This window comes from Bradyrhizobium forestalis (genome assembly GCF_002795245.1).
GTDB lineage: Bacteria > Pseudomonadota > Alphaproteobacteria > Rhizobiales > Xanthobacteraceae > Bradyrhizobium > Bradyrhizobium forestalis.
This window is the reverse complement of the sequence record NZ_PGVG01000001.1, coordinates 260,572-277,086: the sequence shown is the minus strand read 5'-3', so window position 1 is coordinate 277,086 and position 16,515 is coordinate 260,572. Positions and strand designations below refer to the sequence as shown.

The 16,515-nt window shown below is 64.2% G+C and carries 13 protein-coding genes; 10 read left to right on the top strand and 3 right to left on the bottom strand.

The genetic code is table 11. The features are described 5' to 3' along the window. The first annotated feature begins 159 nt into the window (after window positions 1-159). From CVM73_RS01225 to CVM73_RS01215, 3 genes are all read left to right on the top strand, one after another. Window positions 160-1,395: a putative DNA modification/repair radical SAM protein gene (locus CVM73_RS01225; protein WP_100230191.1), complete on the top strand. Its 1,236-nt coding sequence runs from the start codon at window positions 160-162 to the stop codon at window positions 1,393-1,395. Then, on the top strand, window positions 1,395-2,837 hold the full coding sequence (locus tag CVM73_RS01220; RefSeq protein ID WP_100230190.1) for a UdgX family uracil-DNA binding protein: 1,443 nt from the start codon (window positions 1,395-1,397) through the stop codon (window positions 2,835-2,837). The genes CVM73_RS01225 and CVM73_RS01220 overlap by 1 nt, the downstream gene beginning before the upstream one ends. Window positions 2,838-2,954: 117 nt before the next feature. Further along, the gene (locus tag CVM73_RS01215) at window positions 2,955-4,583 is read left to right on the top strand and encodes an inorganic phosphate transporter (RefSeq protein ID WP_100230189.1); all 1,629 of its coding nucleotides are present in this window, start codon (window positions 2,955-2,957) and stop codon (window positions 4,581-4,583) included. Between the two features lie 112 nt (window positions 4,584-4,695). Here the strand turns inward: CVM73_RS01215 and CVM73_RS01210 are convergent, their stop codons facing one another. Beyond that, on the bottom strand, window positions 4,696-5,868 hold the full coding sequence (locus tag CVM73_RS01210; RefSeq protein ID WP_100230188.1) for a M20 aminoacylase family protein: 1,173 nt from the start codon (window positions 5,866-5,868) through the stop codon (window positions 4,696-4,698). A 174-nt stretch (window positions 5,869-6,042) separates the two neighbouring features. On the opposite strand from CVM73_RS01210, the gene CVM73_RS01205 reads away from it, so the two are divergent. The 6 genes from CVM73_RS01205 to CVM73_RS01180 all read left to right on the top strand — a co-directional run bounded on the left by CVM73_RS01205 (window position 6,043) and on the right by CVM73_RS01180 (window position 11,031). Then, a complete protein-coding gene (locus CVM73_RS01205) occupies window positions 6,043-7,662 on the top strand; it encodes a GMC family oxidoreductase (protein ID WP_100230187.1) in 1,620 nt (539 codons plus the stop codon). A gap of 260 nt (window positions 7,663-7,922) precedes the next feature. Then, window positions 7,923-8,867 carry a metallophosphoesterase family protein gene (locus tag CVM73_RS01200; protein ID WP_100230186.1) on the top strand — a complete coding sequence of 315 codons (945 nt, stop codon included), beginning with the start codon at window positions 7,923-7,925 and terminating at the stop codon, window positions 8,865-8,867. A gap of 14 nt (window positions 8,868-8,881) precedes the next feature. Then, window positions 8,882-9,217 (top strand): cupredoxin domain-containing protein, encoded by a 336-nt coding sequence (locus CVM73_RS01195; protein WP_100230185.1) that lies wholly within the window; start codon window positions 8,882-8,884, stop codon window positions 9,215-9,217. Window positions 9,218-9,323: 106 nt separating this feature from the next. Beyond that, on the top strand, window positions 9,324-9,872 hold the full coding sequence (locus CVM73_RS01190) for a sigma-70 family RNA polymerase sigma factor (protein ID WP_167406543.1): 549 nt from the start codon (window positions 9,324-9,326) through the stop codon (window positions 9,870-9,872). Further along, a complete protein-coding gene (locus CVM73_RS01185) occupies window positions 9,869-10,636 on the top strand; it encodes an anti-sigma factor family protein (RefSeq protein WP_100230184.1) in 768 nt (255 codons plus the stop codon). Before CVM73_RS01190 ends, CVM73_RS01185 begins: the two co-directional genes overlap by 4 nt. 89 nt (window positions 10,637-10,725) lie before the next feature. After that, window positions 10,726-11,031: a HigA family addiction module antitoxin gene (locus CVM73_RS01180; protein ID WP_100230183.1), complete on the top strand. Its 306-nt coding sequence runs from the start codon at window positions 10,726-10,728 to the stop codon at window positions 11,029-11,031. Window positions 11,032-11,461: 430 nt separating this feature from the next. Here CVM73_RS01180 and hpnO read toward each other — a convergent pair whose 3' ends face one another. Next, window positions 11,462-12,853 (bottom strand): aminobacteriohopanetriol synthase HpnO, encoded by a 1,392-nt coding sequence (hpnO, locus tag CVM73_RS01170; RefSeq protein WP_100230181.1) that lies wholly within the window; start codon window positions 12,851-12,853, stop codon window positions 11,462-11,464. Between the two features lie 143 nt (window positions 12,854-12,996). On the opposite strand from hpnO, the gene CVM73_RS01165 reads away from it, so the two are divergent. Beyond that, complete coding sequence (locus CVM73_RS01165; RefSeq protein ID WP_167406542.1) at window positions 12,997-13,653, top strand: DUF2147 domain-containing protein; 657 nt, start codon at window positions 12,997-12,999, stop codon at window positions 13,651-13,653. Here the strand turns inward: CVM73_RS01165 and hpnN are convergent. After that, window positions 13,621-16,209: a hopanoid transporter HpnN gene (gene hpnN, locus CVM73_RS01160; protein WP_100230179.1), complete on the bottom strand. Its 2,589-nt coding sequence runs from the start codon at window positions 16,207-16,209 to the stop codon at window positions 13,621-13,623. The two genes, CVM73_RS01165 and hpnN, sit on opposite strands and share 33 nt — an antisense overlap. Between the last annotated feature and the right edge of the window lie 306 nt (window positions 16,210-16,515).

The following is a 16,515-nucleotide window of genomic DNA, read 5'->3' as shown; positions in this document are numbered from 1 at the left end:
GCCGCTCCTTCAGAGGTGATTGCCGATAGCTCTCGAAAAGAGAACCAACGGCTGGCTCATTTGTTCATGATATGTTCTAATATAAAGCTAACGGCGCGCGGAGAGTCAATCGAATTGGCGCGCAAATGGATTCATGAGCTGAATCAAGGGGATTCCAGGATGGACGTACAACGCAAGCTGGAAATCCTGGCGGACGCCGCCAAATACGACGCATCCTGCGCCTCCAGCGGCACCGAGAAGCGGGATTCCAGCGATCGCAAGGGCATGGGCTCAACCGCGCCGGGCATGGGCATCTGCCATTCCTATGCGCCGGATGGACGCTGCATTTCGCTGCTCAAGGTGCTGCTGACCAACGCCTGCAATTACGATTGCCTCTATTGCGTCAACCGTGCCTCCTCGAACGTGCCGCGGGCCCGCTTCACCATCGAGGAGGTGGTGAAGCTGACGCTCGACTTCTACCGGCGCAATTACATCGAGGGCCTGTTCCTCTCCTCCGGCATCATCCGCAGCCCCGACTACACCATGGAGCAGGTGGTCAGCGTCGCGCGCAAGCTGCGCGAGGAGCATCACTTCCGCGGCTACATTCACCTGAAGACCATTCCCGAAGCCGACGACGCGCTGATTGCGGAAGCCGGCAAATATGCCGATCGCCTCTCCATCAACATCGAGATGCCTGAGGAAACGAGCCTGCAGCAATTCGCGCCGGAGAAGGACGTCCGCGCGATCCGCCGCACCATGGGCCGGCTGCGGCTGAAGCTGGACGAGGCCGAGGAAGGCCGCAGCGCGAAGACCAAGGCAAAGCCGCAGCGCTTCGCGCCGGCCGGCCAGAGCACGCAGATGATCGTCGGCGCAGATAGCGCCTCCGATCACACCATTCTCCACACCAGCGCCAATCTCTACGGCGCCTACAGGCTGCGGCGCGTTTATTACTCCGCCTTCAGCCCGATCCCCGATGCCAGCCGCGCCTTGCCTCTGATACAGCCTCCGCTGCTGCGCGAGCACCGGCTCTACCAGGCCGACTGGCTGATGCGGTTCTACGGCTTCGACGTCGGCGAGATCGTCGACGACAGCGCGATGCTGCCGCTCGACATCGATCCAAAGCTCGCCTGGGCGCTGCGCCATCGCGACCGCTTCCCGCTCGACGTCAACCGCGCCAGCCGCGAGGAGCTGCTGCGCGTGCCGGGCTTCGGCACCAAGGCGGTCGAACGCATCATCGCAACGCGGCGCACCACCACGATCCGTCTTGCCGATCTCGCGCGGCTGCACGTACCCCGCAACAAGGTGCTGCCGTTCATCGTCCTCAGCGATCACCGCCCCGCCCCGCATCGTCTCGATGCTGCCGGGCTGATCGAGCGGTTCAAGCCGAAAGCAACGCAACTGGGATTTGGCTTCTGATGCAGTACATCACCCTCGACACCGAAACCGATTTCGACGGCTGGCGCAAAGCCGCGCGCAGCCTCGTGCTTCATCATGTGCAGCCCGGCGATGTCACCTGGATCGTGAAAGGCGGCGAAGCGGAGTTGTTCGCACCGCCCGCGCCGTCTCCGATCCTCGAGGTGAACGACGGCACCTTCAACGTATCAGCAAAATTCGTCGAGCTCGCCAAGGCCGCGATCCTGCATCGCGATCCTCAGCGATTTGCGATCCTCTATCGCCTGCTGTTCCGGCTGAAGGACAATCACGACCTCATCGAGGTCGCGACCGATCCTGATGTCGCGCAGGTCACGGCCATGGCAAGAGCGGTCCATCGCGACGAGCACAAGATGCACGCCTTCGTCCGCTTCCGCGAGATCGGCCGGGAACGCCAGGCGCATTACGTCGCCTGGTTCGAGCCGGAGCATCACATCGTCGAGCTCGCAGCGCCGTTCTTCGCCAAGCGCTTTGCCGACATGCCCTGGTCGATCCTGACGCCCGACCTCTGCGCGCATTGGGATGGCCACGCCCTTTCGTTCACATCTGGCGTCAGCAAGAGCGAAGCACCGGGCGAAGACCGGCTGGAGGAAACCTGGCGGCGCTATTACGCCAGCATCTTCAATCCGGCCCGGCTCAAGGTGAAGGCGATGCAGGCCGAGATGCCGAAGAAATACTGGAGGAACCTGCCCGAGGCTTCGATCATTAAGCCTTTGATCGAGGACGCCGAACGCATGACCGGCGCCATGATCGCCAATGCCGCAACCGATCCGCACAAGCCTCAGAAGCAGCCGGAGGCTCCGATGAAACGCAAGCTTGCTGCCGACGATCTCGAAACGCTCCGCGAGGAAGCCGCCCATTGCCGCGCCTGCCATCTCTACAAGGACGCGACGCAGACCGTGTTCGGCGAGGGCCCGAAGAACGCCAACATCATGCTGGTCGGCGAGCAGCCCGGCGACAAGGAAGACCTCGCCGGTCACCCCTTTGTCGGTCCGGCCGGGCAGATGCTCGACCGCGCGCTGGACGAGGCCGGCGTCGACCGCAAGAAGGTGTATGTCACCAACGCGGTCAAACACTTCAAATTCGTGCCGCGTGGAAAAATCCGCCTGCACCAGAAACCGACGACGCCGGAGATCCGGGCGTGCCGGCAATGGTACGAGCGGGAAGTTTCGGCAATCCAGCCGGATCTCATCGTGGCGATGGGCGCCACCGCCGCGCAGAGCGTGTTTGGCAAGATCACCCCGATCGGCAAGAACCGTGGCCGGCTCTTAGAGCTTCCCGACGGCCGCAAGGCGCTCGTAACGGTGCATCCGTCCTATCTGCTGCGGCTGCCCGATCCGGAATCCAAGGTGCTGGAGTATCAGCGCTTTGTCGAGGATTTGAAGATCGCCGCCGGCTTGCAGAAGAAGGCCGCACGGGCTGCCTAAGTACTGGCAGGAAAACGGCATACTGGCAGGAAAACGGCTTTCACGCCTTGGTTGTCATCCAGCCTTCAAATCCATCGCGGACAATACCCTTACCTGAAAGGTAAGGGGCGTCCAGACATGACCGATGTTGCATTCGACCGCGCGGTAGCAGATCCCGCGCCCGTCCAGCCGGCCTCGCGGCCAAATCTCGACAAGGGCTTCAATCCGCTGACGATGATCCTGTTCTTCGGCGTCCTCGCCGCAGGCCTGCTGTTCGTCGCCTACAGCATCTATGTCGACGTCAGCGCCACCGGCACGCGGGTGACGACCTACCTGCCCTACATCCTCCTGTTCGTCGCGCTCCTGATCGCGCTCGGCTTCGAGTTCGTCAACGGCTTCCACGACACCGCCAATGCGGTGGCGACCGTGATCTACACCCATTCGCTGCCGGCCGAAGTCGCGGTGATGTGGTCGGGCTTCTTCAACTTCCTCGGCGTGCTGCTGTCCTCCGGCGCGGTCGCCTTCGGCATCGTCTCGCTGCTGCCGGTCGAGCTGATCCTGCAGGTCGGCTCCAGCGCCGGCTTCGCCATGGTGTTCGCGCTGCTGATCGCCGCGATCCTGTGGAACCTCGGCACCTGGTTCTTCGGCCTGCCCGCCTCCTCCTCGCACACGCTGATCGGCTCGATCATCGGCGTCGGCGTCGCCAACGCCGTCATGCGCGGCCGCGACGGCACCTCGGGCGTGGACTGGAGCAAGGCGACCGAGATCGGCTACGCGCTGCTGCTGTCGCCCCTGTTCGGCTTCATCTGCGCCGCCGTGCTGTTGCTGCTGCTCAAGTTCATCGTGCGCAACCCGGCGCTCTATTCCGCGCCCGAAGGCAACAAGGCGCCGCCGCTCTGGATCCGCGGCCTGCTGATCGCAACCTGCACCGGCGTCAGCTTCGCTCACGGCTCGAACGACGGCCAGAAGGGCATGGGCCTGATCATGCTGATCCTGATCGGCACCGTGCCGACGGCCTATGCGCTCAACCGCGCACTGCCGGAATCCCAGGTCGCCCAGTTCCAGAAAACCTCCGACGCCGCATCCAAGGTGATCTCCGCGAAGGGCGCCGGCCACAGCATCATCGGTGATCCCCGTCCGGCCGTGACGCAGTACATCACGCTGCGCCACATCAGCGAGGGCACCTATCCCTCGCTCGCCGTGCTCGTGAAGGACGTCGGCGATCAGGTCGCCAAATACGGCACGCTGAACAAGGTGCCGGCGGAAGCCGTCGGCAACACCCGCAACGACATGTACATGACCTCGGAAGCGATCCGCTTCCTGATGAAGGATAAGGAGAACAATCTCAACAAGGAGGAGATCGCGACCCTGAACGCCTACAAGGGCTCGCTCGACGCCGCCACGAAGTTCATCCCGAACTGGGTGAAGATCGCGGTCGCCATCGCGCTCGGCCTCGGCACCATGATCGGCTGGAAGCGCATCGTGATCACGGTCGGTGAGAAGATCGGCAAGTCCCACCTCACCTACGCGCAGGGCGCCTCGGCCGAGCTCGTTGCCGCGGCCACGATCGGCGCCGCCGACGTGTTCGGCCTGCCGGTCTCCACCACGCATGTGCTGTCGTCGGGCGTCGCCGGCACCATGGCGGCGAACGGTTCGGGCCTGCAATGGTCGACCATCCGCAACCTGCTGATGGCCTGGGTGCTGACGCTGCCCTGCGCGATCATGCTGTCGGCCACGCTCTACGTGATCTTCTCGCGGATGTTCTGAGAAGAACGACACCCCATCAACGCGAATGGCCGGCTTGTCCCGGCCATTTGCATTCCAGGTTGTCATTCCGGGGCGGTTCGAAGAGCCGAACCCGGAATGACGACGGAGGCCCTCAAGACGCCGCGAGCTGCTCCTCGACCAGCTTCACCCAATAGGACGTGCCGTAGACGATCGCCTCGTCGTTGAAATTATAGGCGGGGTGATGCAGGCCGGCGCTGTCGCCGTTGCCGCAGAAGATGAAGGCGCCGGGCCGCGCTTCCAGCATGTAGGCGAAATCCTCGCCACCCATCAGCGGCGCCATCTCGTGCACATTGGCCTCGCCCGCGACCTGCTTGGCGATGCGCTGCGCCACCTCGGTCTCCGCCGCATGATTGTTCACGACGGGATAATTGCGCTTGTAGCGCAGATCGATCTTGGCGCCGGTGATCTGCGCCACGCCTGCCACGACTTCATGCACGCGCTTTTCGACCAGCTTGCGTACCTCCGGCGACAGCGTGCGGATGGTGCCTCTCAGCGTTGCGGTCTGCGGAATGACGTTGCGGGCGTTGCCGGCGTGGAATTCGCAGATCGAGATCACCGCCGATTCCAGGGGATCGACGCTGCGCGCGACGATCGACTGCAAGGCGGTGATCACCTGCGCGCCGACCAGCACGGAATCGACGCATTTGTGCGGACGGGCCGCATGGCCGCCGAGGCCCTCGATCATGATGTCGACCTCGTCGGTCGCCGCCATGATCGGACCCGGCCGGATCGCGAACGAGCCGATCGGGATGCCCGGCCCGTTGTGCATGCCGTAGACCTGCTCGATGCCGAAGCGCTCCATCAGGCCGTCCTTGACCATGGCCGCGCCGCCGGCGCCGCCCTCCTCGGCCGGCTGGAAGATCACGATCGCCTTGCCGGCAAAATCGCGGGTCTCGGCGAGATAGCGCGCGGCCCCCAGCAGCATCGCCGTGTGACCGTCATGGCCACAGGCGTGCATCTTGCCAGGGTTCTTGGAGGCGTAAGGCAGATTGGTCTGCTCCTCCACCGGCAGCGCGTCCATGTCGGCACGCATGCCGATCACCTTGAGCCCCTCGCCGGCCGGCTTGCTGCCCTTGATGACACCGACCACGCCGGTCTGGCCGAGGCCGGTCACGACCTCATCGCAGCCGAATTCGCGCAGGCGGTCCGCGACGAATGCTGCAGTGCGGTGGACGTCATACAGCAACTCGGGGTGCTGGTGGATGTCCCGGCGCCAGGCCTGAATATCGGGTTGGAGGTCGGCGACACGGTTCACGATGGGCATGGAGGGTCTCAAGCCTTGTTGGAAATACAGGACTGTCTACCATGCAAGCGTCAGTCCACCCAACTGCCGGGGATCGTGGTCTAGCCCTGCCCAGCCGGCATGGCCGGGCTTGTCCCGATCCGCTGCGTCTGCCTATTAGACGAAACGCAAAGTGACCATCCGGGTGGGAGCAGAATGCCAAGGCGGCTCGAAGGTGAGTTTGACTACATTGTCGTGGGCGCCGGCACGGCCGGCTGCATCCTTGCCAACCGGCTGTCGGCCGAGCCCAAGAACCGCGTCCTGATTCTCGAGGCGGGCGGCGACGACAATTGGATCTGGTTCCACATCCCGGTCGGCTATCTCTTCGCCATCGGCAATCCCCGTTCCGACTGGATGTTCAAGACCGAGGCCGAGCCCGGCCTGAACGGCCGTTCGCTGGCCTATCCCCGCGGCAAGGTGATCGGCGGCTGCTCGGCGATCAACGCCATGATCTCGATGCGCGGACAGGCCGCCGACTACGATCACTGGCGCCAGCTTGGGCTGACCGGCTGGGGCTATGACGACGTGCTGCCGCTGTTCAAGCGGCTGGAGGATCACTTCCTCGGCGCCAGCGAGCATCACGGCGCCGGCGGCGGCTGGCGCATCGAGGCACCGCGACTGTCATGGGCCATTCTCGACGCCGTCGGTGACGCCGCCGAGGAGATGGGCATCAAGCGCATCCCGGATTTCAACACAGGCGACAACGAGGGCACCAGCTATTTCCACGTCAACCAGAAACGCGGCCGGCGCTGGTCCTCGGCGCGCGGCTTCCTCAAGCCGGCGCTGAACCGCCCGAACCTGCGGCTCGAGACGCACGTGCTGGTCGACCGCCTGATCATCGAGCAGGGCCGCGCCGTCGGCGTGCGCTTCATCCAGAACGGCGAGATCATCGAAGCGCGCGCCAAACGCGAGGTGATCCTCTCGGCCGGCGCAATCGGCTCCGTGCAGGTGCTGCATCGCTCCGGCATTGGACCTGCCGACTGGCTGTCCCCGCTCGGCATCGACATCGTGATGGACAAGCCCGGCGTCGGGCGCAATCTCCAGGACCATCTCCAGCAACGCGCGATCTACAAGGTCGAGGGCGTGCGCACGCTGAACGAGACCTATTACAATCTGTTCCGTCGCGGCCTGATGGGACTGGACTACGCCTTCCGGCGCCGCGGCCCGCTGACCATGGCGCCATCGCAGCTCGGCATCTTCACGCGCTCCGATGCGACGCGCGCCCGCGCCAACATCCAGTTCCACGTGCAGCCGCTGTCGCTCGACAAGTTCGGCGATCCCTTGCACCGTTTCCCCGCCATCACGGTCAGCGCCTGCAATCTCCAGCCGACCTCGCGCGGCAACGTTCGCTTGCGCGCGGCGACACCCGATGAGAAGCCGATCATCGCGCCGAACTACCTGTCGACCGACGATGACCGCCAGGTCGCCGCCGACGCCATCCGTACCACGCGACGCCTGATGCAGCAGAAGGCGCTGGCCAAATATCGCCCCAGCGAATATCTGCCCGGCCCCTCCGTCGGCGACGACGACGCCTCGCTCGCGAAGGCCGCCGGCGATATCGGCACCACCATCTTCCATCCCGTCGGCACGGCGAAGATGGGCACGGCGAACGATCCGATGGCGGTGGTGGACGAGCGCCTGCGCTTCTACGGCCTCGAAGGCTTGCGCATCGTCGACGCCTCGATCATGCCGACCATCACCTCGGGCAACACCAACACGCCGACGGCGATGATCGCAGAGAAAGGCGCGACGATGATTTTGGAGGATGCGAAGTAAAAGTCCTGTCCCGGACGCGGCGCAGCGCCTCTTAGCGGTGCGTCGCAGAGCCGGGACCCATCGCGGCACCACGACTGGGCCCGGCTCTGCAGCGCATCGCCATAGCGCGTCAAAGACGCGCGTGAACGCGCTTTTGGGCGCTGCGCTTTGTCCGGGGCACGCGAATTCCCTCACGAAATCGTCATCGCATCCGGGAATAACTCCACCGCTTCTCCAATCACCTCCCCGAAGCCCAATTCCGGGCGACGTGGAGAGGCGCGATGAGCGGACACGATCACGGGGACGACGGCGTCAGCCGCCGCAAGGTGCTGGAATGCATGACCTGGGCCGGCACCGGGGTGCTCTGGACCATCACGGGCGGCGTGCCGCGCTCGCTCGGCATCATCGATCCCGCGCAAGCTGCGACCGCAGCCGCGCCGGGCATGACCTTCCTCCAGATCAGCGACAGCCATGTCGGCTTCGACAAGCCGGCCAATCCCAACGCGCTCGGCACGCTGGAGGAAGCGGTGGGCAAGATCAACGCAATGCCGGCCAAGCCGTCCTTCATGATCCACACCGGCGACATCACGCATCTGTCCAAGGCCGCCGAATTCGACAATGCCGAACGTATCATCTCGCAAACCAAACTCGATGTGCACTATGTCCCCGGCGAGCACGACTTCATCGATGAGGAGGTGAAGCTCTATCGCGAACGTTACGGCCGCGACACCAAGGGCCACGGCTGGTATTCGTTCGACGCCGGCGGCGTGCACTTCGTCGGCCTCGTCAACGTCGTCGACCTCAAGGCCGGCGGGCTCGGCAATCTCGGCGCCGAGCAGCTCACCTGGCTGGAGGACGATCTGCGCGGCAAGTCGAAATCGACACCGATCGTGCTGTTCGCCCACATCCCGCTCTGGACCGTCTATCCGCAATGGGGCTGGGGCACCGAGGACGGCGCCCACGCGCTGGAATACGTCAAGGGCTTTGGCTCGGTCACCGTGCTGAACGGGCATATCCACCAGGTGATGCAGAAGGTCGAGGGCAACGTCACCTTCCACACCGCGCGCTCGACCGCCTTTCCGCAGCCGGCGCCGGGCGCCGCTCCCTCGCCAGGGCCGATAAAGGTGGAGGACGCCAAGCTCCGCGCCATGCTCGGCGTCGCCAGCATCAACTTCAAGCAGAACGAGCAGCGGCTCGCGATCATCGACACACCGCTCCAGGGCTGAGGTGGAAGCTGACAATGAAGACTCTCAACCGCCGCGACTTCGGCGTCGAATTCGGTCTCGCTCTGGCCGCGGCTATCCTGTTGCCCGCGACAAAAGCCCGTGCCGACGACATCGAGATCCATATCGACAATTTCGTTTTCCAGCCGGCCGAGCTCAAGATCAAGGTCGGCACCACCGTGACCTGGACCAACCGGGACGACATTCCGAACACCATCGTCTCGGCCGGCAAGTTCAGGTCCAAGACGCTGGACACCGACGACAAGTTCTCCTTCACCTTCACCAATGCGGGCGACTACAAATATTTTTGTTCGCTGCACCCGCACATGACGGGGATGATCAAGGTTGAGTAACGCCTCCAACCAAGGCATCAACGTCCTGCCCGGCCGGTGGTCCCACGCCGGCCGGGCTCGGGCGTCTTCGACCACGGCAAGAGAACAAGAGGCAAAGCGAGGAGCGATGCCCGCCACCGACGATGTGCAGAAGGCGCAGCGCTTCCGCGAAGCGGCACTGCCCTATCTCGACGACGTCTACACGCTCGCGCGCTATCTCTTGCGCGATCCCTCCGACGCCGAGGATGCGGTGCAGGAGTGCTATCTGCGGGCGCTGAAGCACTTTGACAGCTATCGCGGACCGGCGATGAAGCCCTGGCTGTTTGCGATCCTGCGCAACGTCTGCAACGCCGAATACGCGCGGCGCGCGCACCGGCCGAGCGCGACCGAGGATACGCCCGGCGCCGTCGAGCAGACGCCGCTCTGGCAGGAGACCGAGGCGAGCCCGGAGACCGAAGTGCTGCGCAACCGCGATGCCGGCGCGATCCGCAAGCTGATCGACGCGCTCGCCGAACCGTTCAAGGAAACATTCGTGCTGCGGGAGATCAACAACCTGTCCTATCGTGAAATCGCCGAAGTCGTCGGCGCGCCCGTCGGCACCGTGATGTCCCGCCTCGCCCGCGCCCGCGCCATGCTGCGCGCGGCCTGGACGGCGGAAGAGGAGCACTCGAGATGACCTGCGACGAAGCAAGGATCCTGCTTCACGCCCTGCTCGACAACGAGCTCGACGCCGGCCATGCGCGCGAGGTCGAAGGCCACATCGCGAGCTGCCCGGACTGCGCGGCTGAGCTTGCCGCGCAGGGCGAGATGCAGCGCGTGCTCGCAGATACCAATTTGCGCTACACCGCCCCGGCAAGCCTGCGCGTCCGCATCGAAGCCTCGCTGCCACAAGCACCGCGCGAGCAGCCGACCCGCCGCGCCGTGCTGCGCGGCTTTGCGATGGGCTCGGCGGTCTCCGCGCTCGCCGCCTCCGGCGTCGTCGCGGTGGTGCTGCGCCAGGACGACCAGCAGCGCATCCTGTCGGAGGTCGTCTCCGCGCATCTGCGCTCGCTTCAGGCCGGTCATCTCACCGACGTGGTCTCCACCGATCAGCATACGGTCAAGCCCTGGTTCAACGGCAAGCTCGACGTCGCCCCGCCGGTGATCGACCTCACCGCGCAAGGTTTCACGCTGGTCGGCGGCCGGCTCGACTATATCGACGCCCGCGCCATCGGCGCGGTGGTCTACCGGCGCCGGCAGCACGTCATCAACCTGTTCGTCTCGCAGACCTCGAGCGCGGAATATCGCGCGCCGAGGACCGAGACCATGCAAGGCTTCAATTGCCGCCGCTGGGGCAATCGCGGGCTGAATTTCTGGGCCGTCAGCGATCTCGGCGCCGACGAGCTCGCCGAGTTCGTCGACAAGTTCGAAGCGGCGATGAAAGCGAATGTGGAGGGGTAGCTGGCTCCGCCGTCATTGCGAGCAAAAGCGAAGCAATCCAGGCTGCATAGCGGTGGAAATATTCGAGGAACGAGCGCTATATTTGGCCGATGGCAAAGAAACTCAAGCCTATGCATCCCGGTGAGGTTTTACGGGAAGAATTTTTGATCCGGCTAGACATATCCGCTGGCGCACTCGCAAAGACCTGCGGCGTGCCGCGCGCGCGTATCGAACGAATTATGAATGAGCAGGGCGGCATCACCGCCGATACCGCGCTTCGATTTTCGAAGGCACTCGGAACGACGGCCGAGCTTTGGCTCAATCTTCAGAACGACTACGATATCCAGATCGCAAAACGCGATCTCGGCAAGGCACTCGACCGCATCGAGACAGTGAACAAGCCGAAGGCGGCCTGACTAGACCGCCCGCCTCCGCTAGCGAGTTCCAGACTTGTTCTGCCATTCGAGTTCGAGCTGGCACCTGCGATAGAAGAAAAACTGGGTTTGGTCGTCAGTCCTGCGCACTCCAAGCTCTGACGGAGAGACCAATTTGTATCGGGGGTCGCCGACAATTGAGGATTTCGGGGCCCACTCTTCGTCACCCGAGCATCGCCGGAGACCGCAGAACCTGATCGAGTAGCTTTCAGCCGCCCGATCGATCTGGAGACCAAATCGATCGGAGCAATTCCTCTTCCAAGTACCAGACAGGTCGCTCTGGGCCTGCGCGGACTGGTTCTCAACCAGGACCATCAGCGCCAACGCGAGTTGGAAAAATAGAAGACAGAATTTGACGCTCTGGCGATGCTTGCAACAAGCCGCATCGCGCACTGGCACGATCGGTCTCCGTCTACGCCGACCTTCGCACCGCGTTGTCCACCAGCGTCTTGCCGAGCGACCAGATCGCACCGGGGACCTTGTGGCTGCCGGCGATGACGTCGTCGAAGGCGCGTTCGATCCAGCCGCAGTCTTCTTCCGTGATGGTGAGCGGCGGCAGCAGCTTGATGGTGTGGCTGCCGTGGCCGGCCACTTGCGTGAGGATCTTGTGATCCTTGAACAGCGGCACGGTGATGAGCTGGCAGAACAGGCCCTTGTTGGCGGTCTCCAGCACGTTCCAGGACGCACGGAGCCGCAGCGACTTCGGCGGGCCGAACTCGATGCCGATCATCAGGCCCTTGCCGCGGACTTCCTTCAACAGCTCGTAGCCGGGCACCATGCGCGTCAGCGCGAGGCGCAGCTCGGCGCCGCGCTTGGCGGCGGATTCGATCAGCTTCTCCGATTCCATCACGTCGAGCGTGGCGATGCCCGCGGCCATGGCGAGGTCGTTCTTGGAGAAGGTGGAGCCGTGCACCACCGCGCGGTCCATCTGATTGAAGATCTTGTCGAAGATGGCCTTGCGCGTCAGCACGGCGCCGACCGGCACGTGGCCGCCGGACAGCGACTTCGACAGCAGCACCATGTCGGGCTCGACGTTCCAGTGCTCGACCGCAAGGAAGCGGCCGGTGCGGCCCATGCCGGTCTGGATCTCATCGGCGACGAACAGCGTGCCGTATTTCTTGCAGAGCGCAGCCGCGCCCGGCAAAAACTCGTCGGTGGGCATGTTGACGCCCTTGCCCTGGATCGGCTCGACGACGAAGGCCGCGACCTCGCGCGAGGCCAGTGCCTTTTCGAGCGCGGCCAGATCGTTGAACGGGATCGGAGTGCAGCCCGGCAGCAGCGGCTCGAAACCGGTGCGGAAGTTCGAATCACCCGTCAGCGACAGCGCGCCATAGGTCAGCCCGTGATAGCCGTGGGCACAATAGACGATGCCGGGACGCCCCGTCGCCCCCCGCGCGAACTTGATCGCGGCCTCGACGCATTCGGCGCCGGAATTGGCAAAGAACGCCTTGTCGAGATAGGGAACGTATTTCAGGAGGCGCTCGGCCAGCACGCCGGCGAGCGTCGAGACGTCGAACTGGACGAGGTTGGGCAGGTCGGCATCGAGCACGCTCTTGAGCGCCTCGCGCATGACCGGATGATTGCGCCCGATCGCAAACACGCCAAAGCCGGACAACAGGTCGAGGTAGCGCGCGCCCTCGCGGTCGTAGAGGTACTGCCCCTGGCCCTTCTGGAAACCGACATCGTAGCCGATCGTCTTGAGGACCCGAACGAATTGCTCGTTCAGATACCGGTTATGCAGGGCGCTGCGCTGGGCCTGCCGGTCCGCGAACAGCTGAGACATGTCTGGATTTGGACTGTGCATCCGCTACATACTTCGGTTGAGGGCCGTCTCGTCAACTGAAAACCGGACCATTACTGTAAACGGTCTGTGCGGCCTTTTGCCCTTTTTCGGACCATCTTCGCAAGCACAGCTTTTAGATCATGTTGCACTGCCAAGGAACACTCATGCGTTTGGCCCTTTACACCGGACTAATACTGGCTGGCGGTTACGCCTGCCTGACCCCAGCCCTCGCCGCCGACCCCACCGGCGACTGGCGGGTCGCCGACGGCGTCGCCAACATCCGTGTCGCCCAGTGCTATGGCAGCATGTGGGGCGCGGTTTCCTGGGAAAAGCAGCCCGGTGGGCGCGACGAGAACAATCCGGATGTCTCGAAAAAGAACAGGCCGACGCTGGGCATGGCAACCCTGATCGACATGAAGAAGAAGCCGGGCGTCGATCAGTGGGAAGGGCAGGTCTACAACGCCAAGGATGGCCAGCTCTACAGCGCAACCATCACGCCCGCCGGTCCCGATCAGCTCGAAATCAAGGGATGCGTGATGGGCTTCCTCGGCGGCGGCGAACCCTGGCCCCGGGTCGGCCCGCCGATCCCCTCGAGTCCTGTCAACGCCATGGCCAAGGGCGCACCGAAATCCGGCGGCGCCGCACCAAAGCCCCAAGGGACCCAACAAGGGGCCCAAGCAGCCCAAGCCACGACAGGCGCCACCGCGCCTGCGCCCGCAGCTCCGAAGGCCGCCGGCGCGGCCAAGCCCGGTCAGAAGGGCGTCGCCGACGCCGTCGGCGACATCTGCCTACTCCCTGAGATTGCGGGGTTTGCCCATTAGGGCCGGCTGGAACAGCAGCACGGCCGCGAGCGTCGTCACCAGCGAGAGGGCCAGCAGCTTGCCCATGCTGGACGTGCCGGGATGGCTCGACAGCCAAAGGCTGCCGAACGCGGTCGCCGTCGTCAACGCGCTGAAGAAGATCGCGCGCGTCAGGCTGGTCTGGAGCAGGTTTGTCCTGCCCGAGCGCCAGGCCACGACATAATAGATCTTGAAGGCGACGCCGACGCCGAGCAGCAGCGGAAACGCGACGATGTTGGCGAAGTTCAGCGGCAGGCCGATCAACACGCAGATCTCGAGCGTCACCGCGCCGGCAACCAGAAGCGGCACCAGCGTCATCAGCACGTCGACGAACCGGCGGAGCGTGATCCACAGCAACAGCCCGATCACCAGCAGCGCGTAGATGCCGGCGTGGATGAACGCCTTCACCACGGTGTCACCGGACTTCAGGATCGAGACCGGTCCGCCGATCGCGGTCGGCTCGGCTGCGAGCACCGCCGCGGCGAACTTGCGCAGCGTGTCGTTGTCGTTGGGATCGCCCTTGGGCAGCGCTTCGACGCGGATGATGCCGTCCTTGCTCTTCCAGGCGCTGACGAGATCCGGCGGCAATGACTTCAGGGTGACCGGCTCGGCCTGCAGGGCGTTCCTGAGCTGGTCGAACACGATCTTCATTGGCGTGACGAACACGTCCTGCGCCTTGTTGCGCGTGGCCTCGTCGCCATTGGCGAGCTTTTCGAGCGCGTCTGCAAGACGGCGCGAGGCGACCGCCCCCGGTCCCTTTGCATCGCCCGCGGTCCGGCGCAGATTGTCGACTGAAGACTTCAGCGCTTCGACATTTTCCTGGTCCGACGGCGCCGCATCGATCTGATCAGGGCTCAGCGCGGGGTTCAGCACCTTGGCCCCCTGCGCGAGCAGTTTCAGCTTCGGCGGCTGGTCCTGCGGCACGAAGCTGTCGAGCGACATCACCCTGAGCACCTCGGGCACCTTCTCCAGCTTCGCCTCGACCTGCTTCGCCTGCTCTTCCGACGTCGTCATCACGTTGATGGCATTGGCGCCGGTGTTGGGATCCTTGCGCAGGTCGAGGAAGGTCGCGATCGATTCGGCCTTCGGATTGCGCAGGTTCATCGGGTTGAAGTCGAACTTCATGAAGTAGAGCAGCGGCAGGCCGCCAAGCGCGAGCAGCAGCGTGCCGCCGACGATCAGCACGCGATGCTTCTCCAGGAAATGATCCAGCGGCGCCAGGAAAGCATAGCCGACGGGCTCCGGCTCGCCGGGCGGGTTCAGAAGCTTGAGCAGCGCCGGCAGCACGGTGATGCTGGACACGAACGCCACCAGCATGCCGACACCGGCGATCTGGCCGAGCTCCGAGATGCCCTTGTAGTCGGTCGGCATGAAGCAGAGGAAGCCCGCCGCGGTGGCCATTGCCGCCAGCGACAGCGGCACCGCCGAGCGCTTGGCCGCCAGCACCAGCGCGCTCGAGAGATCGTTGACCTTGTAGCGCTCCGAGCGGTAGCGGACGCTGTACTGGATGCCGAAATCGACGCCGAGGCCGACGAACAGCACCGCGAAGGCGATCGACAGCAGATTGAGCGAGCCGACCATCATCAGACCGGCCGCGGTCGTGATCGCAAGTCCCACGAAGAGATTGACGAACACGGCGAAGATGATCTTCGCCGAATGCAGCGCCAGCCACAGGATCAGCAGCACGACGAGGACCGTGCCGATGCCGTTGACGACGGCGCCTTCCTGGACGGTGGCGTATTCCTCGTTGGCGATCGGGACCGGGCCGGTCAGCCGCACCCGCGCCTGGTATTTGGTCGGGAAATCCAGATCGGCCGCCGCTTTCCGGATCGCGTCGGTCGCGCCCTTGCCCGGCTCCAGCGCGTTGTAATCGAGAATCGGCTTGAACTCGATGAAGGCGCGCTTGTCCGAATCCTTCAACGGTTCGTCGCTGACGAGCTCGCGCCAGGAGAAGCTGGCGTTGCCCTTGTTGAGCACGGTCTCGACCGTCTGCGCGATCAGGTTGAAGGGCCGCTCGGTGTTGTCGAGCTTGACCTGGCCGCGCTTGACGCCGGCAAGTCCGGTCTCCAGCGCACCGGTCAGGCCGCGGATCGAGGGATCGCCGGCCATGATCTCGATCAGGGGCGCGGCGGATTCGAACTGGCCGGTGATCTTGGCGACCTCCTCGGTCGGCAGGAACAACAGGCCGTTCTTCTCGAAGAACTCGCCGCTGCCGAGCTGCTGCATCGACTGGAAGTTGGTCTTGTCGTCCTTCAGCTTGGCATAGAGCGCGTCCGCCGCCGCGCTCGCCATTTCGGGGGTTTTGGCCTCGACGACCGCCGTGATCGTCGCATCGCGGTCGAAGGCGCGATCGAACTGCTGGTCGCGCTGGCGCCAGTCCAGATTTTGGGCAATCAGCGAGTTGATGTCGGTGTTGATGGCGAAGTGGCGCGCAGCGTAGTAGCCCGCTCCGACCGACAGCAGGAGCCCGAGAATGACGACGAGGGAGGCAAACCGGGTGCAGGCCCTGACGATGGCAACGACGACGCTTTGCAGCACTTCTTTTCTTTCTGCGGTTAACAGCTTGCCGGAAACGCCCGCTGTTTATCGGAGTTCCCAGGCGAAACCTATTGCTGTTTTGATGGTTCTCGCCGCGAGAAGGTTCGAGGTAAACGGCGGGAGACCGTGGCAAAATCATGCGGGCGGCCGGTATAGCCGGGGAGTTGAGGCGGGAAAGTGACGAAGGGCGATGCACGAATGCCGCGCACTTGCGCACGCCTCGAGCCCTACCAAAATACCTCAGAAATGACCTGTCAGAGTTCCGATCTTTCCTTATTGCCGATTTTTTGACACAAAGTATTGCGC

Excerpts from the sequence above, each read along its gene's own strand:
- CVM73_RS01225 (WP_100230191.1), top strand. The coding sequence starts at position 160 with ATGGACGTACAACGCAAGCTGGAAATCCTGGCGGACGCCGCCAAATAC.
- CVM73_RS01220 (WP_100230190.1), top strand. The coding sequence starts at position 1,395 with ATGCAGTACATCACCCTCGACACCGAAACCGATTTCGACGGCTGGCGC.
- CVM73_RS01215 (WP_100230189.1), top strand. The coding sequence starts at position 2,955 with ATGACCGATGTTGCATTCGACCGCGCGGTAGCAGATCCCGCGCCCGTC.
- CVM73_RS01210 (WP_100230188.1), bottom strand. The coding sequence starts at position 5,868 with ATGCCCATCGTGAACCGTGTCGCCGACCTCCAACCCGATATTCAGGCC.
- CVM73_RS01205 (WP_100230187.1), top strand. The coding sequence starts at position 6,043 with ATGCCAAGGCGGCTCGAAGGTGAGTTTGACTACATTGTCGTGGGCGCC.
- CVM73_RS01200 (WP_100230186.1), top strand. The coding sequence starts at position 7,923 with ATGAGCGGACACGATCACGGGGACGACGGCGTCAGCCGCCGCAAGGTG.
- CVM73_RS01195 (WP_100230185.1), top strand. The coding sequence starts at position 8,882 with ATGAAGACTCTCAACCGCCGCGACTTCGGCGTCGAATTCGGTCTCGCT.
- CVM73_RS01190 (WP_167406543.1), top strand. The coding sequence starts at position 9,324 with ATGCCCGCCACCGACGATGTGCAGAAGGCGCAGCGCTTCCGCGAAGCG.
- CVM73_RS01185 (WP_100230184.1), top strand. The coding sequence starts at position 9,869 with ATGACCTGCGACGAAGCAAGGATCCTGCTTCACGCCCTGCTCGACAAC.
- CVM73_RS01180 (WP_100230183.1), top strand. The coding sequence starts at position 10,726 with ATGGCAAAGAAACTCAAGCCTATGCATCCCGGTGAGGTTTTACGGGAA.
- hpnO (WP_100230181.1), bottom strand. The coding sequence starts at position 12,853 with ATGCACAGTCCAAATCCAGACATGTCTCAGCTGTTCGCGGACCGGCAG.
- CVM73_RS01165 (WP_167406542.1), top strand. The coding sequence starts at position 12,997 with ATGCGTTTGGCCCTTTACACCGGACTAATACTGGCTGGCGGTTACGCC.